The 16,395-nt window shown below is 52.1% G+C and carries 14 protein-coding genes and 1 pseudogene; 4 read left to right on the forward strand and 11 right to left on the reverse strand.

From position 1 onward, the window contains the following. Positions 1-151: 151 nt before the first annotated feature. The 7 genes from KZH41_RS01225 to KZH41_RS01255 all read right to left on the reverse strand — a co-directional run bounded on the left by KZH41_RS01225 (position 152) and on the right by KZH41_RS01255 (position 7,896). Complete coding sequence (locus KZH41_RS01225) at positions 152-1,561, reverse strand: hypothetical protein (protein ID WP_263274235.1); 1,410 nt, start codon at positions 1,559-1,561, stop codon at positions 152-154. A 246-nt stretch (positions 1,562-1,807) separates the two neighbouring features. Beyond that, a complete protein-coding gene (locus KZH41_RS01230; RefSeq protein WP_263274236.1) occupies positions 1,808-3,580 on the reverse strand; it encodes a hypothetical protein in 1,773 nt (590 codons plus the stop codon). Positions 3,581-3,909: 329 nt separating this feature from the next. Further along, positions 3,910-4,134 (reverse strand): hypothetical protein, encoded by a 225-nt coding sequence (locus tag KZH41_RS01235; protein WP_263274237.1) that lies wholly within the window; start codon positions 4,132-4,134, stop codon positions 3,910-3,912. 70 nt (positions 4,135-4,204) lie between these two features. After that, positions 4,205-5,005: a zinc ribbon domain-containing protein gene (locus tag KZH41_RS01240; RefSeq protein ID WP_263274238.1), complete on the reverse strand. Its 801-nt coding sequence runs from the start codon at positions 5,003-5,005 to the stop codon at positions 4,205-4,207. A 32-nt stretch (positions 5,006-5,037) separates the two neighbouring features. Next, complete coding sequence (gene tnpC / locus KZH41_RS01245; RefSeq protein WP_263273809.1) at positions 5,038-6,549, reverse strand: IS66 family transposase; 1,512 nt, start codon at positions 6,547-6,549, stop codon at positions 5,038-5,040. Positions 6,550-6,566: 17 nt separating this feature from the next. Continuing rightward, complete coding sequence (tnpB, locus tag KZH41_RS01250) at positions 6,567-6,926, reverse strand: IS66 family insertion sequence element accessory protein TnpB (RefSeq protein WP_242151908.1); 360 nt, start codon at positions 6,924-6,926, stop codon at positions 6,567-6,569. 70 nt (positions 6,927-6,996) lie between these two features. Next, positions 6,997-7,896: a recombinase family protein gene (locus tag KZH41_RS01255; RefSeq protein ID WP_263274239.1), complete on the reverse strand. Its 900-nt coding sequence runs from the start codon at positions 7,894-7,896 to the stop codon at positions 6,997-6,999. 44 nt (positions 7,897-7,940) lie between these two features. On the opposite strand from KZH41_RS01255, the pseudogene KZH41_RS01260 reads away from it, so the two are divergent. Together KZH41_RS01260 and KZH41_RS01265 are read left to right on the forward strand one after the other, a co-directional pair. Further along, positions 7,941-8,354 (forward strand): annotated as a pseudogene (locus KZH41_RS01260) (DNA-processing protein DprA); the annotation flags it as partial. Between the two features lie 54 nt (positions 8,355-8,408). After that, positions 8,409-8,966: an L-threonylcarbamoyladenylate synthase gene (locus tag KZH41_RS01265; protein WP_094949722.1), complete on the forward strand. Its 558-nt coding sequence runs from the start codon at positions 8,409-8,411 to the stop codon at positions 8,964-8,966. A 133-nt stretch (positions 8,967-9,099) separates the two neighbouring features. Here KZH41_RS01265 and KZH41_RS01270 read toward each other — a convergent pair whose 3' ends face one another. Beyond that, complete coding sequence (locus KZH41_RS01270; RefSeq protein ID WP_242153675.1) at positions 9,100-10,077, reverse strand: NADPH:quinone reductase; 978 nt, start codon at positions 10,075-10,077, stop codon at positions 9,100-9,102. A 159-nt stretch (positions 10,078-10,236) separates the two neighbouring features. On the opposite strand from KZH41_RS01270, the gene hemF reads away from it, so the two are divergent. Continuing rightward, positions 10,237-11,169, forward strand: a complete 933-nt coding sequence (gene hemF / locus KZH41_RS01275) for an oxygen-dependent coproporphyrinogen oxidase (RefSeq protein ID WP_094949720.1) — start codon at positions 10,237-10,239, stop codon at positions 11,167-11,169. Continuing rightward, positions 11,169-11,987 (forward strand): shikimate dehydrogenase, encoded by an 819-nt coding sequence (gene aroE / locus KZH41_RS01280; protein WP_263274240.1) that lies wholly within the window; start codon positions 11,169-11,171, stop codon positions 11,985-11,987. Before hemF ends, aroE begins: the two co-directional genes overlap by 1 nt. 128 nt (positions 11,988-12,115) lie before the next feature. Here aroE and KZH41_RS01285 read toward each other — a convergent pair whose 3' ends face one another. From KZH41_RS01285 to betC, 3 genes are all read right to left on the reverse strand, one after another. Continuing rightward, a complete protein-coding gene (locus tag KZH41_RS01285) occupies positions 12,116-13,684 on the reverse strand; it encodes a SulP family inorganic anion transporter (RefSeq protein ID WP_094949718.1) in 1,569 nt (522 codons plus the stop codon). 172 nt (positions 13,685-13,856) lie between these two features. Beyond that, positions 13,857-14,771, reverse strand: a complete 915-nt coding sequence (choX, locus tag KZH41_RS01290; protein WP_094949717.1) for a choline ABC transporter substrate-binding protein — start codon at positions 14,769-14,771, stop codon at positions 13,857-13,859. 18 nt (positions 14,772-14,789) lie between these two features. After that, entirely contained in the window at positions 14,790-16,301 is a 1,512-nt protein-coding gene (gene betC, locus KZH41_RS01295) for a choline-sulfatase (protein WP_242153679.1), read from the reverse strand. Between the last annotated feature and the right edge of the window lie 94 nt (positions 16,302-16,395).

Below are 16,395 nucleotides of genomic sequence, written 5' to 3' on the forward strand. Positions count from 1 at the left end.
GCATGTACGGAGCAATGTATAGCGGAATAGCTTTTGTGTTTTTTGCTCTTGACTTTGCTTTGGCTTTTGATGTTCGCTTGTAAGAAAGACTCTTTTTCTCTCTTTTTTTTATAGTAAACAGGACAAAAAGTCCGCGCATAAAAAAAGCCTTCTAAATAAGGCCATTTTTCTTCATCTCGTAATATTTTGTTCTTCCGACTCCAAGCGAAATCCAAGGTTTCTTTTCTTTGTCGCCCTCCTGTTCTTTCATACCTAGTGAACGCCTCATTAGTGTTTTTCGGTCTTTGTTCCTTCTTCTTTTTTCATCAGCCGATATGATAGTTTTCAAGCTTTTTTGCTCATCCTCACTGATATTGAAAATACTTATTAGAGTATCGTTCTTCGGTGTATATAAAGGGATGTATGATTTATTACCTATTTTTGTAGTGGTTTTAAGATTGTATTCTTTAAGCTTATCTTCAAGCGTTGACAAGTCCGCAAAGCGCCAATCAGTGTCTTTGAATATCTTGTTACCTAGCTTTGTCGCTTGCTCTTCAAATTCTAAATAATTCATCTTTCCGGTAATAGACTGAAAATTACAGAGCCAAAACAAAAAGCTCATTCGCTCACCAACAATATCGCCCCTGATTTCGATTAATTTTAACAAGTCATCGTATCTTGCTTTTGCCAAGCTTCTTGTATTTTTAGCTATGAAATTAGGATTTGCATCACGCTTTTCAACGTCATTAATCGCTATCAACGATTTATTATCACTTTTAAGCTTCACAGCCTTTATCTGGGGAGCTTTAACTTTGTTCTGCTTCGGTAGTACGCCATCCTGGTCTTCTTGCGTTGTGTGAGCTTTAAGCACGCCTAGCATGTAGTCAAAGCTATGCTTGTCATGCGTTTCTAGTAGTTCAGCACGCTTGCCTGTCTTGCTGTTAATCGTTCCACAGAGACGCAATAGACGCGCTACATCTAGGGCTTTGGTATCAGAACCAAACTCTTCAAACAATTTGTTTATTACTCGCTGCGCTATTTTCCATTTTTTAGTAGTAGTTGAGGTTGACTTCTGGATTTTTGGAGCTTGAAAAACTCTGACTTTTTCAGTGAATATCCACTTTAAATAATAGCCGTTTCCCGAGTACATAATGATTGTTGGGAAAGGTAAATTGTTAGCAATGCAAACAGCTTTCACATCACGTATCAATTCATCATGAGTAGTATTTTTGTATTTGTCTGTTTTGTAAGTGTCTAAATCGCAGGAGAACATGACGAGATTGCACAGTTTTGCTTCGCTACGACCGTAATAAAATTGATTAGATGTTATGTAGCAATCAACGGCATTGCCAAATTTAAAAAGCGCATCTTTGAGTTTTTGAACTGCGATAGTATTTTGTTCAAAGCCGTTTTTGTACTGTTCGCCTTTAAGGCATATGGAGACTTTAGATGAGTTAGGGGATTCTTTTAATTCTTTTTCGGATTGAACATGATAATTCAAAGGTTCAAAAATACTTGAAAAAACATGAGGTTTAGAATTGCTTTGTAAAACTGAAATGTTATAGTTATATTGTGAGTGCATAGTTATAATTAGTTGTGGTGATTTAATTATAACTTTTAAAACTAAAAAGAAAGAGCCTAGGGGCTCTTTTTTATTGTCTATGAATTAAGTTGTCGCTTTTATATAAGAATGTCGCATATGTGAATAAATGTCGCTTTTATGTAACTTTCAATTAAATAGAAAGTTATCCATATAAAAGCAAAGTCAAAAGCAAGTCTGCGACGCTTCCGCTTCTGACACCGCTGGTTGTAAGCTCATCAATCCATTTCATGGCTTTATCGAATGGGTAGTATTTTTCTTTTGCTCACGATGCTGTTCAATTTCTTGTTCGTCAAATAGCTCCCTAGCAATTTCAACGTTTGATTTTTTTGTATTAAAAGCTTTGTCGTATATATCTATTTCTTTATCAATGTATAATTTTCTTTCTCGACGTTCGGGGTGGTTTCTTTCTTCAATTACTTTCGCTTTGAAGCTTTGTGCTATCGGCTCTTTGGGTGTGAGAAAATCAGTATCAATATATGTATCCAAAGCCTCGTCAGCTGTAAGACGAACAAGCTTTTCTATGCTTTCATCGAACTCCTTTAAATCGTTTGGTTCTCCCTTCATTTTTTTATTAAACATTCCGAAGGTGAATCTCTCTTTCCCCCATGCTTGTAGTCCCCACATGACCGTGAGGATTTCTCTAATTCCATCCTTAATCTGTGTCTTTGCTTTATTTACAATCTCTTGATAATTCGTAAGCATGTGATTGTATTTAGGTTCCATCTCATCAAAATCTTGTTTCATATTATCGTAACGTTTAGAAAGTGGAGTTAATTCCTCATTCTTGCGTTTCAACTCAATATTTGATTGTTTAAGATTAGAACTTTCATCACGAAGCGCTGGAAGGTTTTCATTTAAAGTACATAGTTCTTCTCGCGCTTCGGAGATTGCTTTTTGTATATCTGATAGGTCTTTATTGCTTTCTACCTTCTTGGCATTAAAGAAACTATATTCACGTTCGATTTTAGGCTTTTTAGCATCTGCTTCAATCAACGCCATTCGAGCATTATTTTCTTTTGTCTTTTCAAGTTTTTTTGCTTCAATATCGTACTTATTAAGCATCTTGTTTGAATGTTGATAAAACAACGTTTGGAAATATTGTGCTTGAAGTTTTTTTGCAGAGTAATCTCTTTCTGAAAAATCTAACCTTTTAGCGTCAGGATATTCATCTTTTAGCTTTTCAATATTGTCATTTACAAAGTTCTTTTGCGCAGTTAGCAAATCGTATTTTCCAGTGCGTTGATTCTTTGCGCCTATGAAAATGTGTGGGTGATTTCCAACCTCGTCGCCGTGAAAAACGATTAGCTTTACTGGGTAGTCTGGAAAATTATCCTTGTAGAACGAATGAATATTAGTCACCAAATCGGAAGTTGATATGTTGACGTTATTGTGCGAAGGGATTTTGAAAAAAGCTTCTTGTATAAAAATTTTATTTCGAGAAATGTCAGATTTATTTTCGATAACTTCATTGTGTAGCTCTAAAAACTTTCTGACTGTTTCAGTCTTTTGATTTTTGCGGGCAAACTCAAATTGGGTTAAAGTATTAATCTCACTATCTATCTGAACAAAGCTTTTTTCATCGAGAATTTTATCGAGAAAAATCTTTATCGGGTCGGTATTATCAGTGATTGATTTTGACCATTTATTTACTTTCGCTTTATACTTTCTTAACGTGTCAAGAGTCTCGGAATTACTATCTTTTTGTTTTTGCTCGTCATTGATTTTACCGATAAATCCGGTTTGAATTTTTACTTTTTGCTCTTCTGTTAGACTGTCCAGTCGAACTGGTTTTGAACCTAAATGAGCCGCAAAAATTAAATTTGTATGAGCTAGGTCTTCATCCCACTCCAACGCTTTTGTTTTGTTTATTTTGTTTTTATCAGATGGGGAAATGCGGAGCGAGTGAGCGAGACTCTTTAGAAGCTTGGATTTTCCGAGTCTGTCATTTTGAAAATTTAGATGTTTGTAAATCATCGTTACTGTTTTTTTTGTAGCCATTATGTTCACCGGTTTTTAGTTTTTTAGTTTTCCTTTTGTGATTAATTTGAAAAAAATTATGAGCGATAGAGCGACATTTTTTGCAAAGCTATCCGAAGAAACTGGATAAAAAATAATGAGCATCGCGATATTTTTTAATCAGTTTCGTGTGATGTTTTTTGCACTTGCGTTGCTTTTGCTTTGGCTTCTGTCCTGCTGACAAGCACGAGTGAAACTTGGAGACTCATCTTTTGCGCAGCAAAAGTGTGTCGGAAAGTGTAGCGAGTTACTTATTACCTCACATATTTAGAATAACATATTGAAATGGCTAAATAGGGTATTGAGAAGAATTAGGTATCTAGCTTCTCGACGACAAACTTATACCCTATAGCCTGCAATGCTTTTTGAATAGAGACGAAGCTGTCATCAAGATTTAGATCAATGCTTTTGACGCGGACGATTGCTCTTATGCACGCTATCAGACCTTGCTGACTACCTTCCTCAATGACAATATTCAAGAGTGCTTGAATATCAGAATCACTATTCAGATAATCCTCGATTAGAAACTCTTTCATAGACCTCACGCCTTAAATTTGAGTCCTCGAAAAATCAGAATTTTAATTCTGGTTTTTGAGGGCTGGATTATCAATTTGTTTTAAGGTCGAACATTGTCTGTAAATCCCCGAGACCAAATTCTTGGAGAATATTTTTCAAAGGGAATACTTTTGTCGTCCCACTAATACGCTCATCTACATTCGAATTTTTGCGGTGCATTCTGAATACCGTGCTATGTGTACTCTTAATATGTGAAGCATAGAATACAATATCGTTCGATTTAAAAAATCGATTGAGTTTAGCCCTGCCATCATCTGTCTGAAACAGGTCAATTATTGTTTGAGTGTCTTCAATGTTTATACCGTCGCTGCCAGCGTCATCAAGAAGAGCAATAGATTTTTTAAGTGATTCAATCTCTAATTCCAAACTCGACATTTGACGCATGTATTCTGTTGGTACGTTGTAGTCCGCCTCAATCATTCGGAGATTCATGCCGTCGAGCTTTGTTCTGGAAGCGACTAGCTTTTTCCGCTTTTCTTCCAGTTCAATACTCTGTTGGCTATCATCGATTTTTAATAGATTCTTTATCCTAGGATTCAGATACCGAGCTTGGGTCGAAATTCCTTTAAAATCTTTTGTGATACCTGTCGCTACTCGATTGACAAGATATATGCATTCTAATAACGAACCGAAAACGTATTCAAACCTTATGTTATCTGCTGTGCAGATATGCTTTTGAATCCGTGCATTATCGCATTTAAAAAACGGGTATATTTTTTCCTTGTACCTACTGCCTCTGTGGTCGTAGTACATTTTTCCACCGCATTGCTCGCAATATATGCAATGCTTGAAAATATTGAAGTCCTGCTCTGTTCTTCGTATCCGATCCATGAAGGACACCTACCGCAAGATGGGTTGTTCGTTTACCGTGGCATTTCCGGTGAGCAGTTCCATGGTAACAACGCTTCGTAGTCTTCTACCGTCGACACATGCGGTAGCCGCTCCAGTACGTGGCGCAGCCACGTATAGGGCTCTTGGCCGTTGATCTTCGCGGTCTCGACCAAACTATAGATCTGCGCACTGGCGCTCGCCCCTTTGGGTGTGTCGCTGAACAGCCAAGCCTTGCGTCCAATAACAAACGGCTTTATTGCGCGCTCTGCCGCGTTGTTGTCGATCGGTAAAAAACCAGCCTCAACGTAACGCTCCAGCCGACTCCAGTTGTTCGCCAGATAATTAACTGCCTTGCCCAGCGCACTTTGCGGCGTCACTTGGGATTGGGTTTTATCCACCCAGCTTTTCAGTTGGCCCAGGATCGGCAGGCTCTTTTCCTGACGACCGGTGAACCGCTGTTCATCGCTGACGTCCTTGAGATCACGCTCGACGCCGTAAAGCTTATTGATCATCGCCAGCGCGATATCGGCACGCCCAGTCTTGCCCTTTGGCTGCACTTTTTGTGCGTCCACGAACTTGCGCCGCGCATGAGCCATACACGCCAGCCGCTCCACACCCGGTTGCAACGCCAATGCGTTGTAACCCGCGTAATCATCAGTCATCACGTAACCGCGATAACTTTCCAGCAGACGCAATGGCACATCCTGCGCTCGGCTGGAGGTGTAATCAAACAATACGACTTTGCGATACGGCGGGCCGCTGGCTTGTACCCACATCCAGGATTGGCTGGTCGGGTCTCGATCCGGTTCCTTGAGTACCTGGACGCGGGTTTCATCGCAATGGATCACCGGACTTTCCAGTAATCGATCACGCATCAGGTTCAGCAGTGGCTGGAAATGCTCGCTGCACTGGATCACCCAGCGCGCCAAGGTCTGGCGCGGGATATCGATGCCGTGACGGCCAAGGACTTTTTCGAATCGATGCAGGGGTAGGCCATCGACGTACTTGGTCGTCAGCAACATCGCCAACACGCTCGGGCTGGCCATGCTCTTTTCAATCAACTGAGACGGTTTGTCGGCGGTGACCGGGGCCGTTTCGCAGCCACGGCAGCCGTAAACCTTGCGGATATGTTTGATCACCCGGATCTGCATCGGCACGATATCCAGCTGCTCGCTGGTTTCTTCGCCGATGGCATGCTTGCGGCAACCGCAGGCACAGGTCAGTTCGTGTTCGGGCAGGTCATGGATGACTTCGATGCGCGGCAGGTCAGCGGACAGAGGCTTGCGTTTGCCACGGCGTTTCGCCGGGCCGACAACGTCCTCTTCGGTGTCGTCGGTGGCGTGTGCAGCAACATTTTCTGCTTCGTCAAACAGCACCAGTTGTGGTGTCGTCGAATCAGCACTTTGCTCAGACTTGCGCCCGAATAGACGCTGACGAAGCAGCGCGTTCTCTTCTTCGAGAACAGCGACCTTGGACTGCATATAGGCAAGCAATTGCTTGAGCGCAGCAGGGTCATCAGGCAGTTGATCGGGCAGGGAAATCATGCCGCGGATTATACCTGTCAGGCGACAAATCTTGGAGTCACAACCTGATGCGGACGGTTGCGCCAGAGGTCAAAGCCGTCGAGCAACCAGTTCAATTCCTGGACGCTCAATACGATAGCCTCATCGGTGGCCTCTGGAGAGGTTTTGAACCGTTCGGATTCAAGGCGTTTGAGCCAAAGGCAGAAGCCGTTGCGCTCCCAATAAAGGATTTTCACTCGGGTGCGGTGGCGATTCAGAAAAACAAAAAGAACGGGGTCGAATACCGCCACTTTAATATCCAGTTCGACGAGAGCGGCGAGGCCGTCAATGGATTTTCGGAAGTCTACGGGCTTGGGGTAGAGGTAGACTTTTTCGACTTTGGCGTCGGGACGCATCATAGGATGCTGGCTCCTGAAAAGAATCGGGAGGACAGCATCGGCGATCAACTCTGATCTTTGAATGTGGGGATCATGGATCCCTTACTGTTCTTCTACCCGACCAGTTTTTTTGTTTGCGGTTTGACATAGTATCAACAACTTTATAGAACAAGCTCGGCTCTATAAGATTGGGATAGTAGTTTTCGATAAAGCCAGTTAATTTTTTCCTGGCTTTACCATCTGCGGTATATTCAATGCGGTGTGTCGCCATACAGCCGATAACAGTTTTATTCTTAAGGATTTTATTAACTGTACCGTTATTCCATTTTTTTAGAGACGTTTCGTTTATTTTCGTGATTGCAGTATTAAGTCCAAATTTTAGCAGTGATTCAAAAAGCTTTTGTATTTCTTCTTGTTCTTCTTTTTGAATGACAAACTTATCGTGTTCAACACGCAAGCCGTAAGGGACAGATTTGCCCTTTTTAATGATGACTTCGCCATTTTTTGCTTTGGCTTTACGTGCTTTCCAAGCAGATAACAAACGACCAGATTTTGTTTCAGATTCCTCGTTAGCCCTTTTAGCAATAAGACTAATCATTAGTAGGTTTTCAAAGTCTCTTGAAGGGTCATTATACGAGTAGGTTTTTTTATCCACAGTCGTATAAATATTTATTCCTTTTTTGAGAATGCCTTGAAGAAGCTCAACACCGTCCAGAACACGTTGCCGGGTGATACGGTCAATACTCTCAACAACGAGGTAGTCACCACGGCAAATAGCGCCGCTCTGCATTCTTTCTAACATCTCTTTGAAATTGCCAGACCGGGCGTTGTCGCCCCTGAACGCCGATTTGCCCTTGTCGTATACGACCTCCACGATTTTGGTCCCTGTGGACGTCTCAAACAGTTCTAGAGCCGTTAACTGACGGTTTTCACTATCCCCCGTGGCTTGGATAGCACGGGAATATCTGATGTATGCGTATGCTTTTGGCATGATGTAGAGACCCAAAAAGTTCACTCGGAAAACTATATCACCTGATGATCAGTGGCCTGTCACTGGGCGTGCTGGTGGTGGAAGCCAGCATGGCCAGCGGTTCGCTGATCACCGCGCGGTTGGCGGCTGAGCAAGGGCGTGAGGTGTATGCGATCCCGGGTTCCATCCATCATCCCGGCGCCAAGGGCTGTCACCAGTTGATCCGCGATGGCGCGACACTGGTGGAATCCATCGAGCATATTTTGGACGGGTTACGCGGCTGGCAGGCGCTGTCCCGTCCGGCACCGATGCCGGTCACTCATCCGCTGGTGGCGCTGCTGCACGCCGCGCCTCACACCAGTGAAGCCTTAGCCATTGCCAGTGGGCGACCTTTGTCCCAAGTGCTGGCGGCCCTCACCGAGCTTGAGCTCGAAGGCCAGGTGATCTGCGAAAGCGGGCGCTGGCTTGCGCGCTGCTAGGTTTTGTAACGAAGATCGGTAAACTGCGCAGAGCTTTAGTCCGGAGAGTGAGCAATGGTCAACAGGTGGCGTGTGCTGGAAACCGCACGAGAAATTCGCGCAGGCGCGGTGATCGCCTACCCGACCGAAGCGGTCTGGGGCCTTGGCTGCGACCCGTGGAATGAAGCAGCGGTGGACCGGCTGCTGGCGATCAAGAATCGGTCGGTGGACAAGGGGCTGATCCTGGTGGCGGACAATATCCGCCAGTTCGATTTTCTCTTTGAAGACTTCCCGGACACCTGGATCGAGCGCATGGCCAGCACCTGGCCTGGGCCTAATACCTGGCTGGTGCCGCATCAGGACTTGTTGCCTGAATGGGTCACCGGTGTGCATGACACGGTGGCGCTGCGGGTGAGTGATCATCCGCTGGTGCGGGATCTGTGCTCGCTGGTGGGGCCGCTGATTTCCACGTCTGCCAACCCGCAAGGCCGCCCGGCGGCGCGCACACGGCTTCGCGTGGAGCAGTATTTCCGTGGCCAGGTCGATCGGGTGTTGGGTGGCGCCTTGGGTGGGCGCAAGAACCCGAGCCTGATTCGCGATTTGGCGACGGGTGAGGTGGTGCGGCCTTCTTGAGACCGAGGCGCGGCCATCGCGGGCAAGCCCGGCTCCCACATTCGACTGCATTCCAACTGAAGGAACACAGTCAAAATGTGGGAGCGGGCTTGCCCGCGATGGGGCCCTTCAGACCAACAACTGTCTTAAGCCTTTATGGCAGGAGGATGGTCGACCCAGTCGTCCGCCGCCCCGACAACTCAGTCTGCGCCTTCGCCGCATCCGCCAGCGAAAACCGCTGGTTGATATCAATGCGCACCTTGCCGCTCTTGATCATCGAGAACAGGTCATCGGCCATCGCCTGCAGATCCTTCGGATTGCTGGCATAGGTCGCCAAGGTCGGCCGGGTGACATACAGCGAGCCCTTGGCCGCCAGAATTCCCAGGTTCACCCCATCCACCGCGCCCGATGCATTCCCGAAGCTCACCACCAGCCCACGTGGCGCTACGCTGTCCAGCGAGGTCAGCCAAGTGTCCTTGCCGACGCCGTCGTACACCACCGGCACCTTTTTGCCGTCGGTCAATTCCAGTACACGTTGTACGACGTTTTCCTTGCTGTAGTCGATGGTTTCCCAGGCGCCGAGGGATTTGGCCAGCGCGGCTTTTTCCGGCGAACTCACCGTGCCGATGAGCTTCACGCCCAAGGCCTTGGCCCATTGGCAGGCCAGCGAACCGACGCCACCAGCAGCGGCGTGGAACAGGATGGTTTCGCCGCCCTTCAATTCATAGGTCTGGCGCAGCAGGTACTGCACGGTCAGGCCCTTGAGCATCGCGCCGGCGGCTTGTTCGAAACTGATATCGTCCGGCAAGTGCACCAGATTGGCTGCGGGCAACACATGCAGCTCGCTGTAGGCACCCAGCGGGCCGCTGCCGTAGGCCACACGGTCGCCGACTTTGAATTGCGTGACCTCGCTGCCCACCGCGTCGACCACGCCGGCACCTTCGGCGCCCAAGCCCGATGGCAGCGCGGGCGGTGCATAAAGGCCACTGCGGAAATAAGTGTCGATGAAGTTCAGGCCAATGGCCTCGTTGCGCACACGAACCTGCTGCGGGCCAGGCTCTGCCGGCGTGTAGTCCACATACTCAAGTACTTCGGGGCCGCCATGGGCACGGAACTGGATACGTTTGGCCATCTGCACTTCTCCTGAGGTCGAATCGCGTAGCCCTCTATCCCACTCCTAAGCTTGACCTTCGTCAACTGCGGCGAAGCCGGGTGCGGTGGTATCCTGTGCGCCCATTTGCCGCCGACGCCCAATGGCCTCGCGTAGCTTTGCCCGATTCAAGGTGATGCCATGACTACCCGCACCGAGGCTGTTAAAGCCTACCTGCTCGACCTGCAAGACCGCATTTGCAGCGCCCTGGAAACCTTCGAGACGGACACTCGCTTTATCGAAGACGCCTGGACCCGGCCTGCCGGCGGCGGCGGTCGCACCCGTGTGATCGAAAACGGCACGGTCATCGAAAAAGGCGGCGTTAACTTTTCCCACGTATTCGGTAGCGGCCTCCCACCGTCCGCCAGTGCCCATCGCCCTGAGCTGGCCGGTCGCGGCTTCGAAGCCCTGGGCGTGTCGCTGGTGATCCACCCGCACAACCCGCATGTGCCGACGTCTCACGCCAATGTGCGCTTTTTCATCGCCGAAAAAGACGGCGAAGAACCGGTGTGGTGGTTCGGTGGCGGCTTCGACCTCACGCCCTACTACGCCAATGAAGAAGACTGCATCCACTGGCACCGCGTGGCCGAGCAGGCCTGCGCGCCGTTCGGGCCGCACGTGTACTCGCGCTACAAGGCGTGGTGCGACACCTACTTCCATATCAAGCACCGTAACGAACCGCGCGGCATCGGCGGCCTGTTCTTCGATGACTTGAACGAGTGGGACTTCGACACCTGCTTCGCCTTCATCCGCGCCATCGGCGATGCGTACATCGACGCCTACCTGCCGATCGTGCAGCGCCGCAAGGCCATGGCTTACACCGAACAGCAGCGTCAATTCCAGGAGTTCCGCCGTGGGCGCTATGTCGAGTTCAACCTCGTCTACGACCGTGGCACCCTGTTCGGCCTGCAATCGGGCGGGCGCACTGAGTCGATCCTGATGTCGCTGCCGCCGCAAGTACGCTGGAGTTACGACTGGAAGGCTGAGGCCGGCAGCGAAGAGGCGCGCCTCACCGATTACTTCCTGCAAGACCGCGACTGGCTTGGCCTCGCCACGCCCACGGCGGCTGTCTGATGGACCGTTATGTCGTGTTCGGCAACCCCATCGGCCACAGCAAGTCGCCGCTGATTCACCGCATGTTTGCCGAGCAGACCGGTGAGCAACTGGACTACAGCACCTTGCTCGCGCCGCTGGAAGATTTCACAGGCTGTGCCCGTGAGTTTTTTCAGCAAGGCCGTGGCGCCAACGTCACCGTGCCGTTCAAGGAAGACGCTTACCGTTTGGCCAACAGCCTGACCGAACGCGCCCAGCGCGCCGGGGCGGTGAATACCCTGAGCAAGCTGGCCGACGGCACGTTGCTGGGTGACAACACCGACGGCGCCGGCCTGGTGCGCGACCTGATGGTGAATGCCGGGTTGAGCCTGCAAGGCAAACGCATCCTGCTGCTGGGCGCCGGTGGCGCGGTACGCGGGGCGCTGGAGCCGTTGCTCGCCGAGCGGCCGGCGTCGCTGATCATCGCCAACCGCACGGTAGAAAAGGCCGAGTTGCTCGCCGAGCTGTTCGACGACCTGGGCCCGGTGTCGGCCAGCGGTTTCGACTGGCTGCGTGAGCCGGTGGACCTGATCATCAATGCCACGTCCGCCAGCCTGTCAGGCGATGTACCGCCGATTGCCGGCAGCCTGATCGAACCGGGTAAGACGTTCTGCTACGACATGATGTACGCCAAGGCGCCCACCGCGTTCTGCCGATGGGCTACAGAGCAAGGCGCAGCCGTGGCGATGGATGGTTTGGGCATGCTCGTGGAGCAGGCGGCGGAAGCGTTCTTCCTGTGGCGCGGTGTGCGCCCGGATTCGGCGCCGGTGTTGGCTGAGTTGCGCCGCCAGTTGGCCTGACACAAAGCCAATGTGGGCACGGTCAAAATGTGGGAGCTGGCTTGCCTGCGATTGGATCGCCTCGGTCTAACTGACTGACCGAGTCGTCTGCATCGCAGGCAAGCCAGCTCCCACAGTTTTAACTGCGTTCAGTCTTCGAAATGGAGGGGGCAGTTGTCGGGCCCTTCAAGTTTTTTTAACTCTTCCACCACCTGCGGCCGGGCCCTGCGCAACGTCAGGCTACGCCCCAACCCCTTAAGCCGCCGCGCCTCCTGATGCAGCATCTCCACCCCGGAATAGTCGATAAAGTTGATCTGCTGCGCCTCGATCACCACCCGCTCGCCCTGCAAGCTTTGCAGGCGCACTTGCAGGTAATGGCTGGCGCCAAAAAAGATCGAACCCCCCACCCGCAACACATCCTCGTCGCCATCACGCCACTGCTGCACGCGCGGCTGCGAGGTGCGCTTGAGGTAGAAAAACAGCGAGGCCAGCACCCCGGCGTAAATCGCTGTTTGCAGCTCCAGCAGCAAGGTGGCGACGCACGTCAGGCTCATCACCACAAATTCGGCACGGCTCACGCGGAACAACGCGCGAATGCCGCGATGATCCACCAAGCCCCAGCAAATCAGCAGGATGCTCGCCGCCATGCTGGGGATTGGAATGTGCGCGATCAACACCGCGCCGAACAGCGCGAACAACGCCACCCACAAGGCGGAAAACACGCCTGCCAAGGGTGAGCATGCGCCCGCTTCGTAGCTCAGGCCGGAGCGGGTAAAGGAACCGGCTGACAGGTAGCCGGAGAAAAATCCGCCGACGATATTGGATAAACCCTGCGCACGGACTTCCTGGTTGGCGTCGAGCAATTGCTGCGAACGCGCCGACAACGAGCGCGCAATCGACAGGCTGGTCACCAGCCCCAGCATGCCCACCGCCACGGCACTGGGCAGCAGGCGCAGGAGCATGTCCAGGTCCAGCGGCAATGGGCTGAACGGCGGCAGCTTGCCCACAAACGAACTGACCCGCGCCACATGCCCGAACATCGCCGGCCACAGCCACGCCACCAAGCTGCTCAACGCCAGGGCGATCAATAGCGTCGGCCAGCGTGGGACCCAGTACTTGAGCAACGCGCCCACCAGTAAGGTGCTCAAGCCTAGGACGAGGGAGGCATGGTCCCACTCGCCGCCGTGATCGATAAGCGCCAGCAAACTTTTGATTGCCGTGGCTTGGCTCGGCAAATCCAGCCCAAGCAGGTTGGGTAGCTGCCCCAAGGCAATCACCACGGCGGCGCCCAAGGTGAACCCAAGTACCACCGAATGGGAGACGAAATTCACCAGTGCGCCGAAGCGCAGCATCCCCAGCAGCCACTGGAAAACCCCGGCGAGAAAGGTCAGCAACAGGATCAACGTGATGTAGTCCTGAGACCCAGGCACGGCCAAGGGGCTGACGCTGGCGTAGAGCACGATGGAAATCGCCGCCGTCGGGCCGCAGATCAGGTGCCAGGAGGAACCCCAGAGGCAGGCGATCAATACCGGAATGATGGCGGCGTACAAGCCGTATTCAGGTGGGAGACCGGCGATCAGCGCGTAGGCAATCGACTGCGGCAGCGCGAGCACGGCGCCGCTGAGGCCGACCATCGCGTCCCGGCCGACGCTGGCGCGGGTTTGGCGTGGCAGCCAGGCGAGGAAGGGGAAGAGTGTATGGCGGTTGGGCCGGGGCATCGCAGACTCGGGTTGAAAGGTTTGAGCCAGGGTATCAGGCTGCTAATGATCGTTCCCACGCTCTGCGTGGGAATGCCGGTCCAGGGACGCTCCGCGTTCGCTCTTAAGGTCGTGACGCGGAGCGTCACAGGATGCATTCCCACGCGGAGCGTGGGAATGATCATTTCGGGGGTTAGAGCTTGGCTTTTACCGCCGCCAACGCATCCTGGCCATCCACGGTTTTTACGCCATCGAGCCACTTGTCCAGCACCGCCGGATTCGCCTTGATCCACGCCTTCGCCGCATCGGCATTGCTGACCTTTTTGTTGACCACCTCGGCCATGATGCTGTTCTCCATGTCCTGGGTGAAGCTCAGGTTGGTCAGCAGTTTCCCGACATTCGGGCAGGCCTGTGCATAACCCTTGCGGGTCAAGGTATACACGCTGCCGGTGTCGCCGAAGTACTTCTCGCCGCCCTTGAGGTAATGCATTTTCAACTGCACGTTCATCGGGTGCGGCGTCCAGCCTAGGAAGGTCACGAATTTCTGTTTCTTAACCGCCCGCGACACTTCGGCCAGCATCGCCTGTTCACTCGACTCGATCAGCTTCCATTGGCCGAGGTCGAAGTCGTTCTTCTTGATGATCTCCTGCAGCGAGATATTCGCCGGTGCGCCGGAGCCGATGCCGTAGATCTTCTTATCGAATTTGCCCGCGAATTTATTCAAGTCGGCAAAGTCATGCACACCGGCGTCCCACACGTAGTCCGGCACGGCGAGGGTGAACTCGGTGCCGTCGAGGTTTTTCGCCAGTTGCACCACGTCACCGTTAGCCACGAACTTGTCATAGAAGCCCTGCTGCGCCGGCATCCAGTTGCCCAGGAACACATCCACCTGGCCGTCCTTGAGCCCGCCAAACGTGATCGGCACCGCCAGGGTGTCGACCTTGGCCTTGTAGCCCATGCCGTTCAACAGAAAACCGGTGATGGCATTGGTGGCGGCGATATCGCTCCAGCCGGGGTCGGCCATCTTCACCGTGTCACAGCGGGTGTCCGCGTACACATTGGCGCTAGTCAGCACCAACATACCCAACACTGCAGTCAACTTTTGCATGGCCTTCTCTCTGTTTTATTAGTGTTGGCAGGGTTGTGGATAACGTGCCTTGCGCTCCAGGTCGTCGAGGTCGATATGGTTGCGCATGTATTGCTGACTGGCGTCCACCAGTGGCTGGTGATCCCAGCTCTTCAGCTTGCCTTGGGTCAGCGCCTCAAACACCAGGCGACGACGGCGTTGGCTGGCGAGCACCTGCTGGTGGATCGCCGGGATGTCCCATTTGGCCCGCGCCTCACTCAAAAACGCCTCGAACAGTGCTCGGTGTTCCGCTGACTGGCTGAGGTTCTCCCGCTCGTGCGGGTCGTTGTGTAGATCGAACAGTAGACAAGGGTCGTCTTCGCTGTAGATAAATTTGTACGCGCCACGGCGAATCATCATCAGTGGGCTGATGGTGCCTTCGGCCATGTATTCGCCGAACACTTCGTCGTGCCCGCCCTGCCCCTGCAAGTGCGGGACCAGTGAGCGGCCGTCCAGCGGCAAACGCGGGTCCAACTCGCCGCCGGCCAGTTCCACCAGGGTCGGCAACAGGTCGGCGGTGGACACGGCTTTGCTCACGCGGCCAGCGGCAAACTGCCCCGGCGCACTGACCAGCAGCGGCACGCGGGCGGCCATTTCAAACCAGTGCATTTTGTACCAGAGGCCGCGCTCGCCGAGCATGTCGCCGTGGTCGCCCGAGAAGATGATGATGGTGTCGTCGGCAAGGCCGGTGTCTTCCAGGGTTTGCAGGAGCTTGCCGACATTGCTGTCGATGTAGCTGCACGCGCCGAAATACGCGCGGCGCGCATCGCGGATCTTGTTCAGTGGCAGCGGTTTGTCCCACAGGTCGTAAACCTTCAGCAGGCGCTGGGAATGCGGGTCGAGGTCGGCCTGGGCTGGTGTCGTAGGCATTGGGATGTCGCTGTCGTCGTACAGGTCCCAGAACGGCTTGGGAATGGTGTACGGGTCGTGTGGGTGAGTCATCGACACGGTCAGGCAGAACGGCTGGTCGCCGTCTTCACGAATATGGTCGAACAGGTATTGCTGGGCCTTGAACACCACCTCTTCATCGAAATCCAGCTGGTTGGTGCGCACGCACGGCCCGGCTTGCAGCACCGAGGCCATGTTGTGGTACCAGGTGGGGCGCACGTCCGGCTCATCCCAGTTCACCGCCCAGCCATAGTCGGCGGGGTAGATGTCGCTGGTCAGGCGCTCCTCAAAGCCGTGCAATTGGTCTGGCCCGCAGAAATGCATCTTGCCCGACAGCGCGGTGCGGTAGCCGAGGCGGCGCAGGTAGTGGGCATAAGTCGGTACATCAGCGGGAAAATCCGCCGCGTTGTCGTAGGCGCCGATCTTGCTCGGCAACTGGCCGCTGACCAGGGTGAAGCGCGACGGCGCGCACAACGGGCTGTTGCAATAGGCGGCGTCGAACACCACGCCCTGCTCGGCGAGGCGGCTCAGGTTGGGCAACTTGATCGGAGAAGGTCCGTAGAACGGAAGCATCGGCGCGGCCATTTGATCGGCCATGATGAAAAGAATGTTCTTGCGCTTCATGAGTCTTCGGCATTCCATAGGCGGTGTTTATGCGAATCAGCATGCGGCCCATTGAAAATGGGGTAAAGCCCATGAAAAGCAATGTCTAGGATAA

This window comes from Pseudomonas sp. YeP6b (assembly GCF_025642995.1).
GTDB lineage: Bacteria > Pseudomonadota > Gammaproteobacteria > Pseudomonadales > Pseudomonadaceae > Aquipseudomonas.

What these genes read in the sequence shown, in the direction of transcription:
- KZH41_RS01240 (WP_263274238.1), bottom strand. Translation starts at nt 5,005, where the DNA reads ATGGATCGGATACGAAGAACAGAGCAGGACTTCAATATTTTCAAGCAT.
- aroE (WP_263274240.1), top strand. Translation starts at nt 11,169, where the DNA reads ATGGACCGTTATGTCGTGTTCGGCAACCCCATCGGCCACAGCAAGTCG.
- KZH41_RS01265 (WP_094949722.1), top strand. Translation starts at nt 8,409, where the DNA reads ATGGTCAACAGGTGGCGTGTGCTGGAAACCGCACGAGAAATTCGCGCA.
- KZH41_RS01235 (WP_263274237.1), bottom strand. Translation starts at nt 4,134, where the DNA reads ATGAAAGAGTTTCTAATCGAGGATTATCTGAATAGTGATTCTGATATT.
- betC (WP_242153679.1), bottom strand. Translation starts at nt 16,301, where the DNA reads ATGAAGCGCAAGAACATTCTTTTCATCATGGCCGATCAAATGGCCGCG.
- KZH41_RS01255 (WP_263274239.1), bottom strand. Translation starts at nt 7,896, where the DNA reads ATGCCAAAAGCATACGCATACATCAGATATTCCCGTGCTATCCAAGCC.
- hemF (WP_094949720.1), top strand. Translation starts at nt 10,237, where the DNA reads ATGACTACCCGCACCGAGGCTGTTAAAGCCTACCTGCTCGACCTGCAA.
- KZH41_RS01225 (WP_263274235.1), bottom strand. Translation starts at nt 1,561, where the DNA reads ATGCACTCACAATATAACTATAACATTTCAGTTTTACAAAGCAATTCT.
- choX (WP_094949717.1), bottom strand. Translation starts at nt 14,771, where the DNA reads ATGCAAAAGTTGACTGCAGTGTTGGGTATGTTGGTGCTGACTAGCGCC.
- tnpC (WP_263273809.1), bottom strand. Translation starts at nt 6,549, where the DNA reads ATGATTTCCCTGCCCGATCAACTGCCTGATGACCCTGCTGCGCTCAAG.
- KZH41_RS01270 (WP_242153675.1), bottom strand. Translation starts at nt 10,077, where the DNA reads ATGGCCAAACGTATCCAGTTCCGTGCCCATGGCGGCCCCGAAGTACTT.
- tnpB (WP_242151908.1), bottom strand. Translation starts at nt 6,926, where the DNA reads ATGATGCGTCCCGACGCCAAAGTCGAAAAAGTCTACCTCTACCCCAAG.
- KZH41_RS01285 (WP_094949718.1), bottom strand. Translation starts at nt 13,684, where the DNA reads ATGCCCCGGCCCAACCGCCATACACTCTTCCCCTTCCTCGCCTGGCTG.
- KZH41_RS01230 (WP_263274236.1), bottom strand. Translation starts at nt 3,580, where the DNA reads ATGGCTACAAAAAAAACAGTAACGATGATTTACAAACATCTAAATTTT.